21 protein-coding genes are annotated in these 20,864 nt (G+C 67.3%); 6 read left to right on the plus strand and 15 right to left on the minus strand.

Annotated features, from left to right (window positions below; all coding sequences use genetic code 11):
- Window positions 1-2: 2 nt before the first annotated feature.
- The 9 genes from KVS69_RS02325 to KVS69_RS02365 form a co-directional block, all read right to left on the minus strand.
- Window positions 3-263, minus strand: a complete 261-nt coding sequence (locus KVS69_RS02325) for a YciI family protein (RefSeq protein WP_068853199.1) — start codon at window positions 261-263, stop codon at window positions 3-5.
- A gap of 59 nt (window positions 264-322) precedes the next feature.
- Entirely contained in the window at window positions 323-1,618 is a 1,296-nt protein-coding gene (argH, locus tag KVS69_RS02330) for an argininosuccinate lyase (protein ID WP_217536333.1), read from the minus strand.
- A gap of 12 nt (window positions 1,619-1,630) precedes the next feature.
- The gene (argC, locus tag KVS69_RS02335; RefSeq protein ID WP_210130681.1) at window positions 1,631-2,590 is read right to left on the minus strand and encodes an N-acetyl-gamma-glutamyl-phosphate reductase; all 960 of its coding nucleotides are present in this window, start codon (window positions 2,588-2,590) and stop codon (window positions 1,631-1,633) included.
- Entirely contained in the window at window positions 2,587-3,186 is a 600-nt protein-coding gene (locus tag KVS69_RS02340) for a GNAT family protein (protein ID WP_210130683.1), read from the minus strand. The genes argC and KVS69_RS02340 overlap by 4 nt, the downstream gene beginning before the upstream one ends.
- A 5-nt stretch (window positions 3,187-3,191) precedes the next feature.
- On the minus strand, window positions 3,192-4,520 hold the full coding sequence (locus KVS69_RS02345; protein WP_093532462.1) for an acetylglutamate kinase: 1,329 nt from the start codon (window positions 4,518-4,520) through the stop codon (window positions 3,192-3,194).
- Between the two features lie 73 nt (window positions 4,521-4,593).
- Complete coding sequence (locus KVS69_RS02350) at window positions 4,594-5,682, minus strand: acetylornithine deacetylase (protein WP_093532461.1); 1,089 nt, start codon at window positions 5,680-5,682, stop codon at window positions 4,594-4,596.
- A gap of 9 nt (window positions 5,683-5,691) precedes the next feature.
- Entirely contained in the window at window positions 5,692-6,885 is a 1,194-nt protein-coding gene (locus KVS69_RS02355; protein ID WP_093532460.1) for an argininosuccinate synthase, read from the minus strand.
- 52 nt (window positions 6,886-6,937) lie between these two features.
- Complete coding sequence (locus tag KVS69_RS02360; RefSeq protein WP_068853217.1) at window positions 6,938-7,948, minus strand: N-acetylornithine carbamoyltransferase; 1,011 nt, start codon at window positions 7,946-7,948, stop codon at window positions 6,938-6,940.
- A 278-nt stretch (window positions 7,949-8,226) separates the two neighbouring features.
- Entirely contained in the window at window positions 8,227-8,787 is a 561-nt protein-coding gene (locus KVS69_RS02365) for a hypothetical protein (RefSeq protein ID WP_095362819.1), read from the minus strand.
- A 208-nt stretch (window positions 8,788-8,995) separates the two neighbouring features.
- On the opposite strand from KVS69_RS02365, the gene cysS reads away from it, so the two are divergent.
- The 3 genes from cysS to KVS69_RS02380 all read left to right on the plus strand — a co-directional run bounded on the left by cysS (window position 8,996) and on the right by KVS69_RS02380 (window position 12,133).
- Complete coding sequence (gene cysS / locus KVS69_RS02370) at window positions 8,996-10,366, plus strand: cysteine--tRNA ligase (protein WP_217536336.1); 1,371 nt, start codon at window positions 8,996-8,998, stop codon at window positions 10,364-10,366.
- 73 nt (window positions 10,367-10,439) lie between these two features.
- A complete protein-coding gene (locus KVS69_RS02375; protein WP_093532579.1) occupies window positions 10,440-10,883 on the plus strand; it encodes a SufE family protein in 444 nt (147 codons plus the stop codon).
- Window positions 10,880-12,133: an MFS transporter gene (locus KVS69_RS02380; RefSeq protein WP_217536339.1), complete on the plus strand. Its 1,254-nt coding sequence runs from the start codon at window positions 10,880-10,882 to the stop codon at window positions 12,131-12,133. The genes KVS69_RS02375 and KVS69_RS02380 overlap by 4 nt, the downstream gene beginning before the upstream one ends.
- 63 nt (window positions 12,134-12,196) lie before the next feature.
- On the opposite strand, the gene dksA is transcribed toward KVS69_RS02380, so the two are convergent.
- Window positions 12,197-13,432: an RNA polymerase-binding protein DksA gene (dksA, locus tag KVS69_RS02385; RefSeq protein ID WP_217536349.1), complete on the minus strand. Its 1,236-nt coding sequence runs from the start codon at window positions 13,430-13,432 to the stop codon at window positions 12,197-12,199.
- Between the two features lie 271 nt (window positions 13,433-13,703).
- On the opposite strand from dksA, the gene yidD reads away from it, so the two are divergent.
- The 3 genes from yidD to KVS69_RS02400 are packed head-to-tail and all read left to right on the plus strand — an operon-like array spanning window position 13,704 to window position 16,151.
- The gene (yidD, locus tag KVS69_RS02390; RefSeq protein WP_184126588.1) at window positions 13,704-13,958 is read left to right on the plus strand and encodes a membrane protein insertion efficiency factor YidD; all 255 of its coding nucleotides are present in this window, start codon (window positions 13,704-13,706) and stop codon (window positions 13,956-13,958) included.
- A 1-nt stretch (window position 13,959) separates the two neighbouring features.
- On the plus strand, window positions 13,960-15,306 hold the full coding sequence (locus KVS69_RS02395) for a dihydroorotase (protein ID WP_217536352.1): 1,347 nt from the start codon (window positions 13,960-13,962) through the stop codon (window positions 15,304-15,306).
- Window positions 15,306-16,151: a M23 family metallopeptidase gene (locus KVS69_RS02400; protein WP_217536355.1), complete on the plus strand. Its 846-nt coding sequence runs from the start codon at window positions 15,306-15,308 to the stop codon at window positions 16,149-16,151. The genes KVS69_RS02395 and KVS69_RS02400 overlap by 1 nt, the downstream gene beginning before the upstream one ends.
- Before the next feature lie 240 nt (window positions 16,152-16,391).
- Here KVS69_RS02400 and KVS69_RS02405 read toward each other — a convergent pair whose 3' ends face one another.
- The 5 genes from KVS69_RS02405 to efp all read right to left on the minus strand — a co-directional run bounded on the left by KVS69_RS02405 (window position 16,392) and on the right by efp (window position 20,781).
- Window positions 16,392-17,099 carry a squalene/phytoene synthase family protein gene (locus KVS69_RS02405; protein WP_217536358.1) on the minus strand — a complete coding sequence of 236 codons (708 nt, stop codon included), beginning with the start codon at window positions 17,097-17,099 and terminating at the stop codon, window positions 16,392-16,394.
- Between the two features lie 122 nt (window positions 17,100-17,221).
- The gene (locus tag KVS69_RS02410; protein ID WP_217536361.1) at window positions 17,222-17,902 is read right to left on the minus strand and encodes a phosphoglycolate phosphatase; all 681 of its coding nucleotides are present in this window, start codon (window positions 17,900-17,902) and stop codon (window positions 17,222-17,224) included.
- Window positions 17,895-18,626, minus strand: coding sequence for a bifunctional 2-polyprenyl-6-hydroxyphenol methylase/3-demethylubiquinol 3-O-methyltransferase UbiG (gene ubiG / locus KVS69_RS02415; RefSeq protein WP_217536363.1), 732 nt, complete (start codon window positions 18,624-18,626; stop codon window positions 17,895-17,897). The genes KVS69_RS02410 and ubiG overlap by 8 nt, the downstream gene beginning before the upstream one ends.
- A 33-nt stretch (window positions 18,627-18,659) precedes the next feature.
- Window positions 18,660-20,003 carry a TRZ/ATZ family hydrolase gene (locus tag KVS69_RS02420; RefSeq protein WP_217536366.1) on the minus strand — a complete coding sequence of 448 codons (1,344 nt, stop codon included), beginning with the start codon at window positions 20,001-20,003 and terminating at the stop codon, window positions 18,660-18,662.
- Window positions 20,004-20,211: 208 nt separating this feature from the next.
- Window positions 20,212-20,781: an elongation factor P gene (gene efp / locus KVS69_RS02425; RefSeq protein WP_068853252.1), complete on the minus strand. Its 570-nt coding sequence runs from the start codon at window positions 20,779-20,781 to the stop codon at window positions 20,212-20,214.
- Between the last annotated feature and the right edge of the window lie 83 nt (window positions 20,782-20,864).

Raw genomic sequence — 20,864 nt, forward strand, 5'->3', positions numbered from 1 at the left:
CCTCAGCGGGTGGACCATTCGTGGACGGTGGCGGTGGCGCTGCCGAGCGTCATCAGGGGATCGGCATCGACGATGGCCTGCGCGGCGGCGCGGTCGGCCACGTTGTGCAGCACGTAGGCGCCGCCGGTCTTGTCGGTGAAGCCGCCGGTGATGAGCAACTGGTCGCGGGCGCGCACCTCATCGAGAAAACGTGCGTGTTCGGCACCCGCTTCATCGCGGAACTCAGGCGTGCGGGTAACGAGTACCAGGTAGCAGATCTTCATGCGGAACTCCGTGGATTCATGCCAATACAGGAACGGCGGCCAGTGGCCGCCGTTCTGCGTTACGCCAGTGCCGCCCAGCGGGCGCGCAGCTCGTCCAGCCGCAGGTCCGCGGCCGCGCCGGGCGAGACACGCGCGGCCAGGCTGCCTTCGGGCGTACGCCCCTGCCCGGCGGTGTCCGAAGACGCAGCCGCCGCCTTGTAGGCCTCGCGGAACGGGACGCCGGCCACGGCCGCTTCCACGGCGACGTCGGTGGCGTACATGCCCGAATCGATGGCAACGCGCAGCTTGTCTTCGCGCCATTCCAGGTTGGCCAGCAGGGCCGGCAGCAGTTCCAGCGCGGCCAGGCCACGACCGAAGCCGTGGAAGATGGCGCCCTTGCTGCCCTGCAGGTCACGGTGGTAACCGGACGGCAGCGACAGCAGCTGCTCGATCTCGGTACGCGCCGCAGCCACGCTGGCGTGGGTGGCACGCATCAGTTCGATCACGTCCGGGTTGCGCTTGTTGGGCATGATCGAGCTGCCGGTGGTGTACTGCGCCGGCAGCGCGACGAAGCCGTACTCACCGCTGGTGAACAGCGACAGGTCCCACGCAAGGCGGCGCAGGTCCAGGGTGGCACCGCCGAGCGCTTCCAGTGCGGCCAGTTCGAACTTGCCGCGCGACAGCTGCGCGTAGATCGGCGAGATCTGCATGCGCGCAAAGCCCAGTGCCTGGGTGGTGTGGGCGCGGTCCAGCGGCAGGTTCACGCCATAACCGGCCGCCGTGCCCAGCGGATTGGCATCGACCAGCGCGAAGGTGTCGTGCGCGCGCACCGCGTTGTCGATGAAGGCTTCGGCCCAGCCGGCCCACCACATGCCCGCCGAGGACACCACGGCGCGCTGGATGTGGGTGTAGCCCGGCACCGGCAGGTCTTTCTCTGCTTCGGCGCGGTCCAGGGCGACCTTGGCCACTTCGCGGCTCAGCGCGGACACCTGCAGCAGCTTGTCCTTCAGCCACAGCCGGGTGGCGACCAGGATCTGGTCGTTGCGGCTGCGGCCGGTGTGGATCTTGCGGCCGGCATCGCCCAGGCGTTCGGTCAGGCGCGCTTCGATCGCCGAGTGGCAATCCTCGAAGCGCTCATCAAGCACGAACGCGCCGCTGCGGAAATCGTCGGCCAGCACGTCCAGCTCGCGCTGCAGATCGCTGCGCTCGGTGGCGGTGAGGATGCCGATGTTTTCCAGGCCCTGCGCGTGCGCCTTGCTGGCCTGCACGTCGTACAGGAAGAACTCGCGGTCGAGGATGACGTCATCGCCGGCGAGGAAGGTCTGGATTTTCGCATCCACCGCTACGCCGGGCTTCTGCCAGAGAAGGTCTGCCATGTCTTGCTCCAATCAATGCGGAATCGAGGTCAGTTCATCCAGGCCCAGGGCCAGGTTGAGGTTCTGCATGGCCTGGGTGGCCGCGCCCTTGAGCAGGTTGTCCAGGGTCGCTACGACCACCACGCGCTTGCCGCCCGGGGCCACGTCGAAGCCGCCGATCTGCACGCCATGGCGGCCGGCGATGCGGCTCACCCACGGTGCTTCGTCGAGGATCTCGATCAGCGGCTCATCGGCGTAGAAGCGGCGGTAGGTCTCCACGACCTGATCGCGGGTCACCGGCTGCTGCAGCCACAGGTTCACGGTCATGGTGATGCCACGGAAATGCGGGGCCACGTGCGGCATGAACTCCACCGGCACGCGCAGGTGCGCGGTGACTTCGCGCTCGTGCACGTGGTTGGTGAGCGCGTACGGCATCAGGTTGTCGCGCAGCAGTTCGGGGTTGTTCTTGTCCGACGGGCTGGTGCCGGCACCGGAGTAACCGGATACGCCGAAGCACTGCGGCGGCCCGGCCAGCTGGTCCAGCAGCGGGCTGATCGCCAGCTGCATGGCGGTGGCGTAGCAGCCCGGGTTGCTGATGTGCGTCTGGCCGGTGTAATCGCCCCGGGTCAGTTCGGGCAGGCCGTAGTACCAGCTGCCTTCGAAACGGTGGTCGGCGGAGAGATCCACGATCACCGTCTCCGGGCGCGCGGCATCCAGCGCGGCCACGAACGGGGCCGACAGGTTGTTGGGCAGCGCCAGGATCACCGCATCCACGCCTTTGGCGGCCACGGCGTCGGCATCGAGGTTTTCAAACGCCAGCTCGCCGGCAACCTCGGGATAGGTATCGGCCACGCGCTGCCCGGCCAGCTCGCGCGAGGACACGAAGCCCAGGGCCAGCTGCGGGTGCGCGGCGATCAGCTTGACCAGCTCGGCGCCGGTATGGCCGCGGGCACCGACGATGCCGATGGTGAACGTTCTGTTGGAAGTACTCATGCGTGTGCGTCCAGGCGGTCCTGCAGGGTGCGCTTCACGTCCTGCCATTCCGAATCGATGATGGAGAAGACAACGGTGTCGCGCGGGCTGCCATCGGGGTGGCGCTTGTGGTTGCGCAGCACGCCTTCCTGGGTGGCCCCCAGGCGGGCGATGGCCGCGCGCGAGGCGGCGTTGTGCGAGCTGGTTTCAAAGGCCACGCTGATGCACTTCAACCGCTCGAAGGCATGGGTGAGCAGCATCAGCTTGGCTTCGGTGTTCACCCCGGTGCGCTGCGCATGCGGGCCGTACCAGGTGTAGCCGATGCTCAGGCGCGGCACCTCTTCTTCCAGCGCGTAGTAGCGGGTGCTGCCCACTACGTTGCCGTCGGCGTCGAGCACGGCGAACGGCAGCACCTTGCCGGCGGCCTGGTCCTGCAGGGCCGCCTGCACGTAGGCGGTCATGGTCTTGGCGCTGGGCACGTGCGCGTACCACAGCGCGGAAAGCGAACCGTCGCCCAGCGCACCGCGCAGGCCGTCGATATGCGCCATCTGCAGCGGTTCCAGCCGTGCATGCCGGCCGTCCAGCGTGGGGACCTTGGTCCAGTCGGCATGATTCATCGGGGTCAGCCCTCCAGGCTCGGGGTGCGCTTGGCGCAATGGTCCACGTAGGTGCGGATGCGGTCGAAGCCGTCGGCACCGAACCAGAACACCTTCCAGTGGTCCTGCTTGTAGCAGCCATCGGATTCGGCGTAGTAGAAATGATTGATCGGGTTGCCGTGGCGCGAGCGCCAGAACAGCTGCGGGGTTTCCTCCAGCATCACGTTCCATACCGCACGGCCCAGGCCTTCGCCCTGCGCGTCATCGAGCACGGCGAACTTGTCCAGGTACACGCCTTCGGCTTCGTCGGTGAGGATCACCGCAGCGCGGTAGTTCTCGCTGACATAGGCGCGCAGCAGGCGGGTCTTGTCGAAATAATCGGGCACCAGGGTGCGGCCGAAGCTGGATTCGATCAGGCCCTTCAGGCGCGGCAGGTCCAGTTCGCTCCAGGCGGTGGCGCGCAGCACCTTCTCGCCCTTGCGCACCAGCGTGCCCGAGCCCTTGTGGGTGAACAGTTCCTTGGCCAGGTCGGCCGGCCGGGTGATCGACACCGACGACTCCAGCGGCAGCCGGTCCAGCAGGTCCTTGATCTGTTCGATCTTGACCCGCATGCCGCCGTGGATCCACGGCTGCTGCATCAGCTGGTCGTACTCGGTGGACAGGTTGATCGAGTCGATCACCCTGCCCTCTTCATCGAGCAGGCCGCCGGTGCCGGTGAGGAAGATGATCTTGTACGGCTGCAGTTCCTGCACCAGTTCGTTGGCGGCGAAATCGGCGTTGACGTTGAGGATCTGGCCGCAGCGGGTTTCGCCCAGGCTGGTGATCACCGGAATGGAACCGGCGCGCAGGCTGGCTTCGATCGGGGCCAGGTTGACCTTCTTCACTTCGCCGACCAGGCCGTAGGTGTCCTGGTCCAGGTATTCGGCTTCGAACACGCCACCGGTGATCGAGGTGGCACGTGCACCGTTCTGCTGCAGTGCTTCCACCAGCTGCAGGTTCGACGCCTGGAACACGCGGCGCACGATGGCCAGGCCTTCGGGCGAGGTCACGCGCAGGCCGTTGACGGTCTGCTTGACGATGCCGGCCGCCGACAGCTCCGCATCCAGCTGCGGGCCGGCACCGTGCAGCACGATCGGGGTGAGCCCGACTTCCTGCAGGAACGACAGCGAAGAGGTCAGCGCGTCGAGGTCATCGCGCAGCACGGCGCCGCCGACCTTGACCACGGCGAAGCGCTTGGCATCCACCTGCGAAAAGCGCTTGAGGTACTGGCTGATCTCTTTCGCGCTGGCCATGCTGGAAAGCAGGCGCACGATGGTCTGGCGGGTCTGGCGGTGGGGCTGGAGGGAAGAAGGCATTTCAGTATCGTCACGGGCGGCCGTGGCCGCGGTGGGAGATCCGTCAGTGGTGGGCCACGACGGCGTCATTCGGTCAGGCGCCGGCGCTGATGATGCGGTGCACGGCGTCGGTGTAGCGCTGCAGCTGCTCCAGCGTCACGAACTCGTCGGCGGTGTGGGCCTGGGCGATGTCGCCCGGGCCGTACACCAGGGTGGTGTAGCCACCGGCCGAGAACAGCGAGGCTTCGGTCCAGAAGTCCACGGCGTTGCCGATCGGCAGGTCCAGCGCATCGGCCACGTCACGCGCGGCCAGGCGGCGGTTCTCCGCTTCGGCGATGTCGCCGGCCGGCAGGCTGGGGCCGCGGAAGGTTTCGGTGAACAGCGCCGCTTCCGGTTCGGCAAAACCGGCGAAGGTGGCCAGCAGCGCGTCGATGTCCATCGACGGCAGCGGGCGGAAGCCGAAGCGCAGTTCGGCGGCCGGGGCGATCATGTTGGCCTTGATGCCGCCTTCCACGCGCCCGATGTTGAAGCGCAGCCCGGTCAGCCCGCCGAAACGGGCATGGGCCAGCGAATCCACATGGTCCAGCGCGCGGTTTCCCCAGCGCATGGCCTGGTGCAACGCGCTGGCGGCTGCATCCTGCTTGCCCGAGGCATGCCCGGCGCGGCCCGCGAAATGCATCAGCACCGAGCTGATGCCCCGGTGCGCCAGCACCGCTTCGCTCATGGTCGGTTCGGCCACCAGCACCGCTTCATACGGAATGCCACGGGCCAGGAACGCGGCGATGCAGCGCGGATCGTTGGCTTCTTCATCGCTGGAGAACAGGAACGCGGCATCGCCATCGCTGGCATTGGCCGCGGCCACCAGTGCGGCGGCCGCGCCCTTGATGTCGCACACGCCGAGCCCGATCACCCGGTCATCGGCGCGCCGCATCACGTGCGGGTCGGCGCTCCAATGCGGGGAATCGGGCACGGTGTCCAGGTGCACGTTGAACAGATAGCGCGGCGTACCGCGCACCGCATACAGGCTGACCGCGCCGTCGCCATGGTCGATCACCTCCACGTTGAACCCGGGCAGGTTCGCGCGCAGGTAATCGAAGATGCCACCGGTGGTGATCGCACGCGGCGGGTTGCGGGTGTCAAAAGACACCAGCGCCTGCAGGTGATGGAGCGTCTGTTCCAACATGCCCGGGCCTCAGCGGTTTACTTGCGCGTACAGGGTGCTGCTCATGCCGAACAGCTTGATGAAGCCTTCGGCTTCCTCCACGCCCCAGTCGGCCGACTGCGCATAGGTGGCGCCCTTGGTGTTGAGCAGGTGCGGCGACTTCACCGCCACCGCATCGACGCGGCCGCCACGGGTTTCCAGCACCACTTCGCCATTGACCTTGGCCTGCGAGGACTTCAGGAACGCTTCGATGTCGGTCTTGAGCGGGTCGTGGTAGAAGCCTTCGTACACCAGCTCCACCCACTTGCGCGCCACGTCCGGCTTGAAGCGGTTCTGCTGCTTGGTCAGCACGGCATCTTCCAGCGCGCGGTGCGCGGCCAGCAGCGAGACCAGGCCCGGGGCTTCGAACACGATGCGGCCCTTCAGGCCGATCACGGTGTCGCCGGTGTACACGCCACGGCCCACGCCATACGGCGCGAACAGCTTGTTGAGCTGGGCCAGGATCTGCTCGCCCGGCAGCGCCTTGCCGTTGAGTTCAACGGCTTCGCCTTCGACGAACTTCAGGGTGACGGTCAGCGCTTCTGCCGGCCATTCGCTGCGCGGTGCGCACCAGCCGCGGGCACCTTCGCCCGGGGCTTCCCAACGGTCGATCTCGCCGCCGGACATGGTCAGGCCCAGCAGGTTTTCGTTGATGGTGTAGGCCTGCTGCTTGGCGCGCACGCCGAAGCCGCGTTCTTCCAGGTACTTCTGCTCGTAGGCGCGGGTCTGGGTGTGTTCCTTCTGGATTTCACGGATCGGCGCGACGATCTGGTAATCGCCCAGCGCCTTCACGGCCAGGTCGAAGCGGACCTGGTCGTTGCCCATGCCGGTGCAGCCGTGGGCGATGATGTTGGTACCCAGTTCGGCGGCGCGCTTGAGCGCGGCATCGACGATCAGGTAGCGGTCCGACACCAGCAGCGGGTACTGGCCCTGGTAGCCTTCGCCGGCCCACACGAACGGCTTGACGAAGCCCTTCCAGATGGCCGGGCCACCGTCGACGGTAACGTGGCTGGTCACGCCCAGTTCGGCGGCACGCTTTTCGATGAAATCACGCTCTTCGTCATCCACGCCGCCGGTGTCGGCGAACACGGTGTGCACGTTGTAGCCGCGCTCCTGCAGGTAGGGCACGCAGAAGCTGGTGTCGAGTCCGCCGGAGAAGGCCAGGACGATGTCTTTCTTGCTCATGGGGGTCGGGTCCGAAGTGGGGTTTATAGGAAAAATGGGGTGAAACGCGCGATTACCGGCCGGCCAGCGCCGACATGATGGCCTTCTGCACGTGCAGGCGGTTTTCCGCTTCGTTGATGGCGATGCACTGCGCCGAATCCATCACGCCGTCGGTGGCCTTGACGTTGCGGCGCAGCGGCAGGCAATGGCTGAACACGCCGTTGTTGGTCAGGGCCATCTTGGCTTCGTCGACGATGAAGTGCTTGTACTGGTCGCGGATGGGCTTTTCCGGTTCCCAGTTGCCGAAGAACGGCAGCGCGCCCCAGCTCTTGGCGTACACCACGTCGGCGCCACTGTAGGCGCTGGCGATGTCGTGGCTGATCTTCAGCGAACCGCCGTTCTCGGCCACGTTCTGCTCGGCCCAGCCCATGTAGCGGTCATCGAGGATGTAATCGGCGGTCGGGCACAGCAGGGTCACGTCCATGCCCATGCGGGTGGCGATGGTCAGTGCCGAGTTGGCCACGGCGGTGTTGAGCGGCTTGGGGTGGTAGGTCCAGGTCAGCACGTACTTCTTGCCGCGCAGGTCCTGGGTGCCGAAGTGTTCCTGCAGCGCCATCACGTGGGCCAGTTCCTGGCACGGGTGGGTGATGGTTTCCATGTTGATCACCGGCACCGGCGAGTACTTCGCGAACGCCTTGAGCACGATGTCCTCACGGTCCTGCGCCCAGTCGATGAACTTCGGGAACGCGCGCACGCCGATCAGGTCGACATAGCGGCCCAGCACCTTGGCCACTTCGGCGATGTGCTCTTCGGTGTCGCCGTCCATCACCGTGCCGAGGTTGAACTCGATCGGCCATGCATCCTTGCCCGGCTGCAGCACGATCGCGTGCCCGCCCAGCTGGAAGGCGCCCAGTTCGAAGCTGGTGCGGGTGCGCATGGACGGGTTGAAGAACACCAGAGCAATCGATTTGCCCTTGAGCTCGTCGCCCAGCTTGTTGCGCTTGAACAACGCGGCCTGGGTCAGCAGGGCATCCAGCTCGGTACGGCTCCAATCCTGGGTGTTCAGGAAGTGCTTCAGGGACATCGATCGATCCTTTGAGGCGGGTTTCAATGGAAGAAAGGGTACAAATGCAACTTTTCAGATCGTAGAAACGAAAAAACCCAGCGCGGGGGCTGGGTTTTCCGAACAGACAGCACGAAGCTCCGGTTACCCAGCGAAAATGTGGGGTTCCGGTCGGCGGGCACGCGACGTCATGCCCGTAGCCATACGGGCGGCGCTGGTGTCGTGCTGGAAGTCGGTGAGTTTCATGGCCGCCCATCTTTGCATGTGATCGGGCACGGCGCAAGGCCTGAACCGACGGTTCAGGGATTTGCCGCGCTGCCCTGCTCCGCTCCCACCCACGGGGTGATGGAGACGCGGATCTTGAGCCGGTTGCCGGGGTCGTCGGGCAGGCGCGAGCGGTACTTGGTGCCCTTGTAGACGTAATCCACGTCATAGGCGATGGGCCGGCGGAACTCGCGGCCGACCGGGATGATGCGGCAATCGCGGGTCAGCAGCGGGCCGTTGTTGGCGGCCGGGGCTTCCACGACGGGGGCCATGTCTTCGGTGCTGCCGTCTTCACGCTTGAAGATGGAGCGGACCGAATCCATGAAACGGCCGAACCGGCCCTTCTCTTCCTGCGGCTCTTCGCCGGTGACGTTGACCGGGGCCAGGGTCCGGGTGGATACCGGTTCGCAATGTTCCTCGGTGCGGGTGGCGCGCAGGGTCTGGAACACCGGCTCCACGTTGAGCACCTGCGCGTAGTCGAACTTCACGTTCTCCACGATCACCACCCGGTTACGGACTTCGGCGTCCTGGGCGCACGCCATGAAAGCGGCGCTCCCCAGCAGGCAGGTCAGCGTCAGCAACGAAGCGGATTTCATTGGCAACAGGAAAGAGGACAAGGCGGATAGTGTAGGCAGTGCGTGGCACAAGGGGCTGAACATTACCCTTCCGCGACGCTTCTGCCCATACCGAACCGTGTCGTTTGCGAAATCAGGGGGCAACGGGCGGCGTGCCGGGGCCGGCGCTGGGGGCCGTTGTGATCTAAAATCGAAGGCTTGCCCCTACTCCGCCCGGCCCTACGCCCCCATGACCCTGCGCCTGCACAACAACCTGACACGCCAGCTCGAACCGTTCACCCCGCTCGATCCGACCTGTCCGACCCTGTATGTGTGCGGCCCCACGGTCTACAACTACGTCCATATCGGCAACGCCCGGGGCCCGGTGGTGTTCGGGGTGCTGGCCGACCTGCTGCGGCGCCGCTTCGGCGGGCTGCGCTACGCCCGCAACATCACCGACGTGGACGACAAGATCAACACGGCCGCGCGCGAGCAGGGGGTGCCGATTTCGGCCATCACCGACCGCTTCGCCGCTGCCTACCGTGAAGACATGGCCGCGCTGGGCGTGGTGCCGCCGGACATCGAGCCGGAAGCCACCGCGCACATCCCGCACATCATCACCATGATCGAGCAGCTGATCGCGGCCGGCCACGCCTACGCGGCCGAGGGCCACGTGCTGTTCTCGGTGCCCTCCTACGCCGACTACGGCAAGCTCTCGCGCCGCGACCCGGACGAGATGCTGGCCGGGGCGCGGGTGGACGTGGCCCCGTACAAGCGCGACCCGGGCGACTTCGTGCTGTGGAAGCCCTCCAGCGACGACCTGCCGGGCTGGGAATCACCCTGGGGCCGGGGCCGTCCGGGCTGGCACATCGAGTGCTCGGCGATGGCCGCCGCACACCTGGGCCCGACCATCGACATCCATGCCGGTGGCGTGGACCTGCAGTTCCCGCACCACGAAAACGAGATCGCGCAGAGCGAATGCGCCCACGGCGGGCAGACCTTCGCCCGGTTCTGGCTGCACAACGGCATGCTCAATTTCGGCGGTGCCAAGATGAGCAAGTCGATCGGCAACATCGAGCGGGTCCACGACCTGGTCCGCCAGCACGCCCCGGAGGCGCTGCGGCTGGCCCTGCTGTCGGCCCATTACCGGCAGCCGCTGGACTGGTCCGATGCGCTGATCGAGCAGTCGGTGCGTACCCTGGACCGCCTGTACGGCACCCTGCGCGACCTGGCCGACGTGGCCGCGAGCCCGGCCATCCCGGCCGAGATCGAGGCGGCGCTGGACGATGACCTGAACACCCCGCAGGCGCTGGCCGAGCTGGCCCGGCTGGGCGCGGAAGCGCGCCGCGCCGAACCGGCCGACAAGGCGGGCTGGAAATCGGCCCTGCTGGGCGCTGGGCAGGCGCTGGGGCTGCTGCAGCAGGACCCGGCTGCGTGGTTCGGCACCAGCGGCGGCGACGCCGATGATGACGCGCGCATCCAGGCGCTGATCGACGAGCGCGCGGCGGCCAAGCAGGCCCGCGATTTCGCCCGTTCCGATGCGATCCGTGACCAGCTGGCCGCAGCGGGCATCGTGCTGGAAGACACCGCGCAGGGCGTGCGCTGGTCACGCAGGCGTTGAAAGGCCGCCCGACCAACGGTCGGGCGCTACCGTCGGGTTGGCCCGACGTTCCGTAACAACTGTAGAGATGGCTGTGATCGATTCCCCGTTCCCGATTGAACCCACCGCTGCCGACGCGCAGGCCGCCATTGCCGAGGAATTCGCGTTCTTCGGCGACTGGTCCGAGCGTTACCAGTACCTGATCGACCTGGGCCGCAAGCTGCCGGTGTTCCCGGACGCATGGAAAACCGAGGAACACCGCCTGCTGGGCTGCCAGTCGATGGTGTGGATCGTGCCGGAGGGCAACGCCGATACGCTGCGCTTCCATGCGATCAGCGATTCGGCGATCGTCTCGGGCCTGATCTACCTGGCGCTGCGGGTGTATTCGGGGCGTTCGGCGGCCGAGATCCTGGCCACCGAGCCGACCTACATCCAGGACATCGGGCTGTCGCGGCACCTTTCGCCGACCCGCAGCAACGGGGTGGCGGCGATGCTGGCCTTCATCCGTGAGACCGCGCAGGCGCAGTCGGCGCCGTGAGTTCGCCGGCCCCTTCCGAAGCCGCCGAGAGCGCGCTGGGCCTGCTCACGCGGCCGGGTTTTTCGCTGCTGCTGGCGTACCGCATCCTGGCGATGCTGTCCTACCAGATCGTGGCGGTCACGGTGGGCTGGCACATCTACGAAGTCACCCGCAACCCGTTCTCGCTGGGACTGGTCGGGCTGGCCGAGGTGCTGCCGTTCTTCTGCGTGGCGCCGTTCGCCGGCTACCTGGTGGACCACCTGCCGCGCCGCCGGCTGGGCATGGTGGCGTGCAGCGGGCTGGTGCTGACGGCGGTGGTGCTGACGGCAGTGGCGGAGGGCTGGCTGCCGTTCCACGGGGTGTGGCCGATCTATGCGGCGGTGGCGATGACCGGCATGGTGCGGGCGTTCCTGTCGCCGATCTACAACGCGCTGTTCGCGCGTGTGCTGGAACGCCACCAGTTCGCGCGTAGCGCGGGGCTGGGGTCGGTGGTGTTCCAGGCGGGCATGGTGGTCGGCCCGGCACTGGGCGGGGCGCTGGTGGCCTGGGGCGGCAAGAGCCTGTCCTACGGGGTGGCGGTGGCGGCGGCGCTGGGCGCGCTGGGCTGCCTGGCCATGCTGCGGGTCTCCGAGCCGGTGCACACCGGGCCGGCGGCGCCGATCTTCAAGAGCATCGCCGAGGGCGGCCGCTTCGTGCTGGGCAACCGCATCATGGTCGGCGCGATGGCACTGGACATGTTTTCGGTGCTGCTGGGCGGGGTGGTGGCGATGCTGCCGGCGTTCCTGCACGAGATCCTGCACCACGGGCCGGAAGGGCTCGGCATCCTGCGCGCGGCACCGGCGCTGGGCTCGGTGTGCGTGGGCCTGTGGCTGGCGCGCCGGCCGCTGCAGCGCCATGCGGGGCGGGTGCTGCTGTTCGCGGTGGCCGGGTTCGGGTTGTGCGTGATCGGCTTCGGGCTGTCGCACAGCTTCTGGCTGTCGGCGGTGATCCTGCTGTTCTACGGGGCTTTCGACGGGGTGTCGGTGGTGATCCGTTCGACCATCCTGCAGCTGGCCACGCCGGAAGAAATGCGCGGGCGGGTGTCTTCGATCAACGGCATTTTCATCAGCTCGTCCAACGAGCTGGGCGCGTTCTACGCGGGCACGATGGCCAAGCTGCTGGGCCTGGTCCCGGCAGTGGTGCTGGGCGGGTTTGCGGTGTTGAGCGTTGCCGGGATCACCGCCTGGAAGAACCCGACCCTGCGCCGGTTGAATCTGCGCGATCTGCAGTAACCGCAAACGGCAACAAAAAACCCGGCCTTGGCCGGGTTTTTTGATTGGATCCATGACTTGGGATCAGTCGCCCTGCTGCTTCTGCAGGTGCTCCCAACGCTCCTGGGCATCGATGGTGCGTTCGGCGGTCAGGCGCGCTTCGAGGCGGTCCAAGCCGATTTCTTCGCCGGTGTCCACGCAGAAGCCGTAATCACCGTCTTCCAGGCGCTTGAGCGTGCTGTTGATCTTGCCGATCAGCTTGCGGTAGCGGTCGCGGGTACGCAGTTCCAGCGAGTTCTCGGTCTCGCGGGTGGCGCGCTCGGCTTCGTCGCCGATGTCACGCACTTCTTCCTGCAGGTTGGCGATGGTCTGCTTGGATTCCTCGACCAGTTCATTGCGCCAGTGCTGCAGGCGCTGGCGGAAATACTCCAGCTGCAGCGGGCTCATGTACTCCTCTTCCGCGCTCGGCTTGTAGCCGTCGGGCAGGATCGGACGACCGGTGGCTTCGTCAGTCTTGTACTCGACCACCTTGACCTTGGTGCGCGGGGCCGGGGCGGACGAACGCGCTGCCACGGCAACGGCGACCTTGCCAACCGGACGCGACACGGGCTTGGGGGCGGATTCGGATTTCACGGGAGTTTTTGCAGGCGATTTCGAAACGGGCACGGGATTCTTGTTTTGCGGGGCTTTTGGCGCGGGGGCTGCCGCCACCGGCTTCGGCGCGGGCGCCGGAGCTGGAGCAGGCTTGGCCGCGGCCTTGGCCGGGACAGACTTGGCCGGTGCCGGCGGTGCCGGCTTCGGTGCGGACTTCACTACGGGTGCTGCAACCGGCTTGGCAGCCGGCTTGGTTGCTGCCGGCTTGGTTGCCGGCTTGGCGGCCTTTGCCGGCTTGGCCGGTGCAGGCTTGGCAACCGCTTTTTTCGCCGGCGCGGTCTTGGCCGCCGGCGTTACGGATTTCTTGGCCACAGGCTTGCTGGCGGGCGCGGCTCTCTTCACCGGCGCCTGGGCAGCCTTCGGCTGCTGTGCAGCTTTGGCGACAGGCTTCTTGACCACGGCCTTCTTGGCCACCGGCTTGGTTGCCACCTTCTTCACCGGCGCTTTCACCGGCGCCTTGGCGACCACCTTCTTGGCGGGGGCTTTCTTGGCCGCCGCTTTCTTCACGGGTGCCGTCCTGGCCGCCGGTTGTTTGGATGCAGGCTTGCCCGCCGGCTTTGCGGCCGGTTTTTTGGCAACGGTCTTGGCCGCCAACTTCTTAGCAACAGGCTTGGCGGTTTTCTTGGCGGCCTGGACGGCCTTCTTTGCAGTTTTTTTAGCAGCCACGAAACGCTCTTCCTTGGTTTCCCCGGGGCCCGGGAAAGCGGGCCTTTATAGCCTACCCGACCAGCAGCAGCAACCACTCCGCCTACTCCGTTCAGTTGGAGAACACAGCGGTGTGTGGCCGTTCCCCCGCCGGGGCGGAACGACCTGCGCAGTTCGGAACCTGACCCGGCGATGGCGCCGGGGCGGCCCCGCCGCGCACCAGCGCGGACGGGTCCAACACCCCATCCTGCGACAAATGCGGCCTTCATGCCAACTGCTCTAAGATTGGGGGGTGATCTCCCACCTGCTCATTGCCCTGTTGCGCTTCTACAAGCGCTTCATCAGCCCCCTGCTTGGGCCGCGCTGCCGGTTCATGCCGAGCTGTTCTGAATACGCCATGCAAGCCATTGCCACGCATGGCCCCGCGCGTGGCAGCTGGCTGGCCGCGCGCCGGCTGGGGCGCTGCCACCCCTTCCATCCCGGTGGCGTGGACGAGGTGCCGCCGCGCACCGGCCACGCCGATTGCCGCTGCACAGGAAAACACTGAAATGCCCTCCACGCTCATCGTCAACGCCCGCATGGTCAACGAAGGCCGCATCTTCGACGGCGACCTGCGCATCGACAACGGCCGCATCGCGCAGATCGGTACCGGCCTGCAGCCGCAGGACGGCGACACGGTGGTCGATGCCGCCGGCCGCTGGCTGCTGCCCGGGATGATCGACGACCAGGTGCACTTCCGCGAACCCGGCTTGACCCACAAGGGCGACATCGCCACCGAATCGGCGGCCGCGGTGGCCGGTGGCCTGACCAGCTTCATGGACATGCCCAACACCAATCCGCCGACGCTCAACGCGGCGGCCCTGCAGGCCAAGTACGACAGTGCCGCCGGTCGCGCGCGCGCCAACTACGGCTTCTACATGGGCGCAAGCAACGACAACCTGGCCGACATCAAACTGGTGGATCCGAAAACCTCGCCCGGCATCAAGGTGTTCATGGGCGCCTCCACCGGCAACATGCTGGTGGACAACCCGGAAACGCTGGACGCGATCTTCAAGTACGCCCCGACGCCGATCATCACGCACTGCGAAGACACCCCGATAATCGACGCCAAGGCGAAGGAATACGCCGAAAAGTACGGCGATGCGCTGAGCGCCGAGCAGCACCCGGACATCCGCTCGCGCGAAGCCTGCCTGAAGTCGTCGGAGCTGGCGGTGGCGCTGGCGAAGAAGCACGGCACCCGCCTGCACGTGCTGCACATTTCCACCGCCGATGAGCTGAAGCTGTTCGAGAAGGGCCCGCTGATCCGTGCCGATGGCAGCCGCAAGCAGATCACCGCCGAAACCTGCATCCACTTCCTGCGCTTTGACCGCACCGATTACGCGCGGCTGGGCAACCTGATCAAGTGCAACCCGGCAATCAAGGAAGTGAGCGACCGCGAGGCGCTGACGCAGGCCGTGGCCGACAACGTGATCGACGTACTGGCCACCGACCACGCCCCGCACACCTGGGAAGAAAAGCAGAAGCCATATGCGCAGGCGCCGTCCGGCCTGCCGCTGGTGCAGTACGCGCTGGTGGCTGCGCTGGAGCTGGTGCACGAAGGCAAGCTGGAGATCACCCAGGTGGTGCAGAAGTTCGCGCACGCGCCGGCGCAGCTGTTCGATGTAAGCCAGCGCGGTTACCTGCGCGAAGGCTACTGGGCCGACCTGGTGCTGGTGGAAGACGTGCCGTTCACCGTGAAGCGCGAAGACGTGCTCTCCAAGTGCGCGTGGTCACCGTTTGAGGGCATGACCTTCCGTTCGCGCGTGGCCTCGACCTGGGTCAACGGCCAGCTGGCCTGGGATGGCACCCAGCTGGTGGGCGCGCCGAATGGCCAGCGCATGAGCTACGACCGCTGATGCGGGCAACCGTGTTGGGCCTGGGCCTGCTGGCCCTGGCCCCGGTGGCCGTGATCGGCCTGCTGCCCTCGCCCGCCCAGGCCCAGGCCGACGCGCGCGTGGTGTTCCCGGCCAGCGCGTCGCAGGGTGCGATGGTGATCGGCAAGGTGCCGGCCGGCAGCGTGGTGCAGTACGCCGGCCGCACACTGCGGGTGAGCGGTTACGGCAGCGTGGTGTTCGGGATCGGGCGCGATGAGAAAGGGCCGTTGCAGGTCCAGGTGCAGCGCCCCGATGGCGGCAGCGAAACGGTGAGCATCGCGGTGACCCCGCGTGACTGGCCGGTGGAGCGCGTCAACGGCGTGCCGCCCAAGACCGTGAACCCGCCGCCGGCGATCGCCGAGCGGATCAAGCGCGAGCAGGCGCAGGTGACCGCGGCGCGGGCGCGCGATGACAACCGCGCCGATTTCGCCCAGGCCTTCATCTGGCCGGTGCAGGGCCGCATCAACGGCCGCTTCGGCAATGCGCGGGTGTACAACGGGCAGCCCGGTTCCGGGCATTCGGGAATGGATATCGCGGTGCCGACCGGCACCCCGGTGAAGGCGCCGGCCGCTGGCGTGGTGACGTTTGCCGGACCGGATCTGTACCTCACCGGCGGCACGTTGCTGCTGGATCACGGGTTCGGGATCAGCTCGAACTTCCTGCACCTGTCGCGGATCGACGTAAAGGTCGGCGACCGCGTCGAGCAGGGCCAGGTGATTGCCGCAGTCGGCGCGACCGGCCGTGCGACCGGTCCGCACCTGCATTGGGGCATGAACTGGTTCGATACGCGGATCGACCCGCTGCTGGTGCTGGAACGCGGGAAGTAACCTGAAACGCGGGAGTGACCGGCTGATGGCCGGTGACCTGATGATGCGAGACGGAGCGGCAGGGTCGGTCGACAGACGACCGCCGACAGCGAAGCAACATCCGGTAACGCATGACCTGAAACGAAGGCGCCTCTCCGGCAAAGGTCATGCGTCCCAGCGCCGATCATCATGGTCGGCAGTCGTTTGGGAACCGACTCTACCGACGGCGCGTCACGCCCCGCGCCGCCCGCCGACGGCACGTCACCCGCGCGCGGCCCACCAGGTGCGCAGCAGCGTGCGCACCGGGGTGGCCTTGAGCTCGCGCCCTTGTGACCACGCCTGCTGGCGCGCGCGCGCCAGCGAGGCGTACAGGCGGCGCGGGCGCGGGCCCGCCACGCGGGCCGGCCACTGCCGCACCAGCTGCTGCGCCCAGCGCTGCGTGGCATCGCCATCGGCCTGCGCCAGCAACGAACGCGGCACGGCTGCCACACCCGCTTCGTGCAGGCGCTGGGCCAGGGTCTGCAGTACCACCGGGGTGGCCACGTCGCCGCGCGCCGGGATAGCGAACATCACCGCTTCCACTGCGGCCACGGCGGCGCCGTAGGCCTGCAGGGCGCGCTGCGCGTGCGCCGGGTCCACGGGAACCGCGCGTGCTTCGATCAGGTCCGGCAGGGCCTGCGCCAGTTCGGCCCACGGTGCGCGCACGGGCTCCAGCACGCGGCCCAGCGGATGGCGCGAACGCTGCCCGGCCCAGCTGCGCAGCTCCTCGCCCCACCACGCCAGCTTGGCGTCCGCCGGCATCGGGTCGCCGGCGATGTTGAGGATGTCGTCGAACTCCTGCAGCAGCGCGAACCACGCCACCACCAGGGTGCGCTGGGATTCGGCGATGAACGGTTCGGCCACCTGCCATTCCGGCCAGCGGGTCCGCCATTTGTCGAGGAAGCTGTCGAGGGCGGTGGAGGTGGTCATCAGGGGATTCCTTGGGGAGCGCGTATCGACCAACGGTCGATACCTACCAATGTTGTTCGACGCGCGGTTTGAGCGGCGTCAGGGTGATGCCCGGCGACCCGTGGGCCGGCCAACGGCCGGCGCTACCGGCGGGCGGCTGGCCAGGCGTCGGCGTGCTGCAGCGCTTCCGGCTGCTCGATCATGACTTCGGCGCCCCAGGACATCGGGTCGTCGGCGTCCAGACGGTAGCCCCACAGGGCGGCGACCGAGGCCATGCCGGCGGCGTTGGCGGCGACGATGTCGCGCTCGTCATCGCCGACGTAGATGCAGGTGCCCGGATCGATGCCCATCCGCTCGGCGGCGGCCAGCAGCGGCAGCGGGTGCGGCTTGCGCTGGGCCAGCGTGTCGCCGCCGATCAGCACCGCGCAGCGGGTTTCCCAGCCCAGCTGCGGCAGGATCAGCCGCGCCAGGTATTCGGGCTTGTTGGTGACGATGCCCCAAGCACAGCCTGCGGCCTCCAGCGCGTCGAGCATGCCGGCCACGCCATCGAACAGCACCGCGTGCTGGCCGATCAGCGCTTCGTAGCGATCGAGGAACTTGGGCACCAGCGCATCACGTGCCTCCTGCCCCAGTTCGGGAAACGCCACGGCCACCATCGCTCGCGACCCCTTGGACACCACCGGGCGCAACGCCTCCAGCGTGATCGGGGCGCGTTCGCGTTCGGCCAGCATCGCGTTGGCGGTGGCCAGCATGTCCGGCGCACTGTCGAGCAGCGTGCCGTCCAGGTCGAACAGCACCGCCTGCGGAAAACCGGACTCAGCCACGGCCGTCAGCGTCGGGCTTGACCGCGTGGGCCAGGTAGTTGATGTCGGTGCGCGAGCTCAACCGCGCGCGGTTGCGCCACGGCTCGTAGGCCATGCCGCTGACATCGCGCAGGTTGAAATTCGCTTCGCGCAGCCACTTGCCCAGCTCGGCCGGCTTGATGAAATCCTGGTAATGATGCGTGCCCTTGGGCAGCAGGCGCGCGATGTATTCGGCCCCGACGATGGCCACGGCGAACGCAGCCGGGGTGCGGTTGACGGTCGACAGGAACAGCTGGCCGCCCGGCTTGAGCAGGCGGTGGCAGGCGGCGATGATCGCGCCCGGGTCCGGCACGTGTTCCAGCATTTCCATGCAGGTGACCACGTCGAAGCTGCCCGGCTGTTCGGCGGCGAGGTCTTCGGCGGCCTGCACGCGGTAGTCCACCGTGACGCCCGACTCCAGCCCGTGCAGGCGGGCGACCTTGACCAGCTCCGGGGCCAGGTCGATGGCGGTCACGTCCGCGCCGGCCTGGGCCAGCGCTTCGCTGAGCAGGCCGCCGCCGCAGCCGATGTCGAGCACGCGCGCACCGCGCAGCGTGACCCGGTCCGCAACGTACTTCAGGCGCACCGGGTTCAGCGCGTGCAACGGCTTCTGCGGACCGTCAGCGTCCCACCAGCGGTTGGCGAGCGCGGCGAACTTGTCCAGTTCGGCCTGGTCGAAATTGGTGGAAGCGGGGGGGGCGTTCATGGCTGTCCTTTTCGCGCCTCAGGCGCGTGCATATCAATGACGAGCGTGACGAATGCGCTCGCGCCACTGGCGGGCGTTGGCGACGATGGCGGCGGTGTCCATGCCGACCAGCTCGCGCTGGACCAGCTTGGGCTGCCCGGCAATCCAGACATCGCTGACCTGGTGGCGGCCGGCGGCATACACCAGCTGCGAAAGCACGTGGTGCAGCGGCTGTGTTTCCAGCGCCGACAGGTCCACGCAGACCAGGTCGGCCTGCTTGCCCACTTCGATCGAGCCGATGCGGTCGCCGAAGCCCAGCGCGCGTGCGCCGCCCAGGGTGGCCGCACGCAGCGTGGTGGCCGCGTCCAGCGCGGTGGCATCGTTGGCCACGGCCTTGGCCAGGATCGCCGCGGTGCGGTTTTCGCTGAACATGTCCAGGTCGTTGTTGCTGGCGCAGCCATCGGTGCCGATCGCCAGGTTGACCCCGGCGCGCTGCAGGGCGCAGGCCGGGCAGAACCCGGAGGCCAGCTTGAGGTTGGATTCGGGGCAATGCACCACGCTCACGCCGCGTTCGGCGCAGAGGTGGATTTCCGCTTCGGTCAGCTGAGTCATGTGCACCGCGATCAGGCGGTCGTTGACCAGCCCCAGGCGGTCCAGCCGCGCCAGCGGGCGCTGGCCGTGCAGCTTGAGCGAATCGCTGATTTCCTGGGCGGTTTCATGCGTGTGCAGGTGCACCTGCATGTCCAGCTGGTCGGACAGCATGCGCACGCGTTCGAAGTTGGCGTCGTTGACGGTGTACGGCGCGTGCGGGGCGAACGACGTGCCGATCAGCGGGTCGTTGCGCCACTGGTCGTGCAGCTCGCCGGCCTTGGCGAAGTACTCGTCGTCGGTCTTGGCCCAGGCGGTGGGGAAATCGATGATCACCGCGCCGACCAGCGCACGGAAGCCGTGCTGCTTGTAGACCGCCGCCTGGACGTCGGCGAAGAAGTAGTTTTCGTTGGCGCAGGTGGTGCCACCGCGCAGCATTTCAGCGATGGCCAGGGTGGTGCCATCGGCGACAAATTCCGGGCCGATCACCGCCGCTTCCACCGGCCAGATGTGCTGCTGCAGCCACACCATCAGCGGCAGGTCGTCGGCGACGCCGCGCAGCAGCGTCATCGGGTTGTGCGTGTGGGCGTTGACCAGGCCCGGCATCAGCGCTGCATCGGGGCGCGAGACCACCTGGCGGGCACTGAAGCGCGCGCGCGCTTCGGCGCGCGGCAGGATCGCCACGATTTCGCTGCCGCGCACGGCCACGGCATGGTCTTCCAGCACCACCGCATGCGGTTCGATCGGGACCACGTAACCGGCTTCGATCAACAGGTCACAGGGTTCGGGAATGCGGGTGGCGTCGGTCATGCGGTCTCGCTGAGGCAAAGGTAATGCATCGAATCGGAACGGTGCGCCTGCGGCGTACCGCTGGCGCTCCGGAACGAACGGGCGGGATATCGGCGGCGTATCCCCGGTAGAGCCGACTGTTAGTCGGCTGCCGTTCGCGACGCGCGTTCGGACCCCGCCTGAAGCAGCCGACTAACAGTCGGCTCTACCGTAACTCGACGTTGTCGAATTACTTGCCGGCGCGTGCGGAGTATTCGCCCGAGCGGGTGTCGACCTTGATGATTTCATCCTGGTTGACGAACAGCGGCACGCGGACCACGGCGCCGGTTTCCAGGGTGGCCGGCTTGCCGCCACCGCCGGAGGTGTCGCCACGGACGCCCGGATCGGTTTCGGTGATCTTCAGTTCGACGAAGTTCGGCGGCTGCACGAAGATCGGCTCACCGTTCCACAGGGTCACGATGCAGGACTCTTCGCCCTTCAGCCACTTCTCGGCGCCGCCCATGCCCGACTTGGTCGCCTGGACCTGCTCGAAGGATTCCGGGTCCATGAAGTGCCAGTACTCGCCATCGCTGTACATGAAGTTCATGTTGGTATCCACGACGTCGGCCTTCTCCACGTCGTCGGTGGCCTTCATGGTCATTTCGACCACGCGGCCGGACTTGATGAAGCGGTACTTCATGCGGGTGAAGGCCTGGCCCTTGCCCGGCTTGACGTACTCGGTCTCGGTGATGACCGCCGGTTCATTGTTGACCAGGATCTTCATCCCGTTCTTGACGTCGTTCATGCCAACAGTGGCCATGCTGAAACTCCTGAATGGGCAAACGCCGCGCAGGCGCGGCGAGCCGGATAGAATGGAAAGGCTTTCCCTATGATAACCGCAGG

This window comes from Stenotrophomonas sp. GbtcB23 (assembly GCF_019091045.1).
GTDB classification, from domain to species: Bacteria; Pseudomonadota; Gammaproteobacteria; order Xanthomonadales; family Xanthomonadaceae; genus Stenotrophomonas; species Stenotrophomonas rhizophila_A.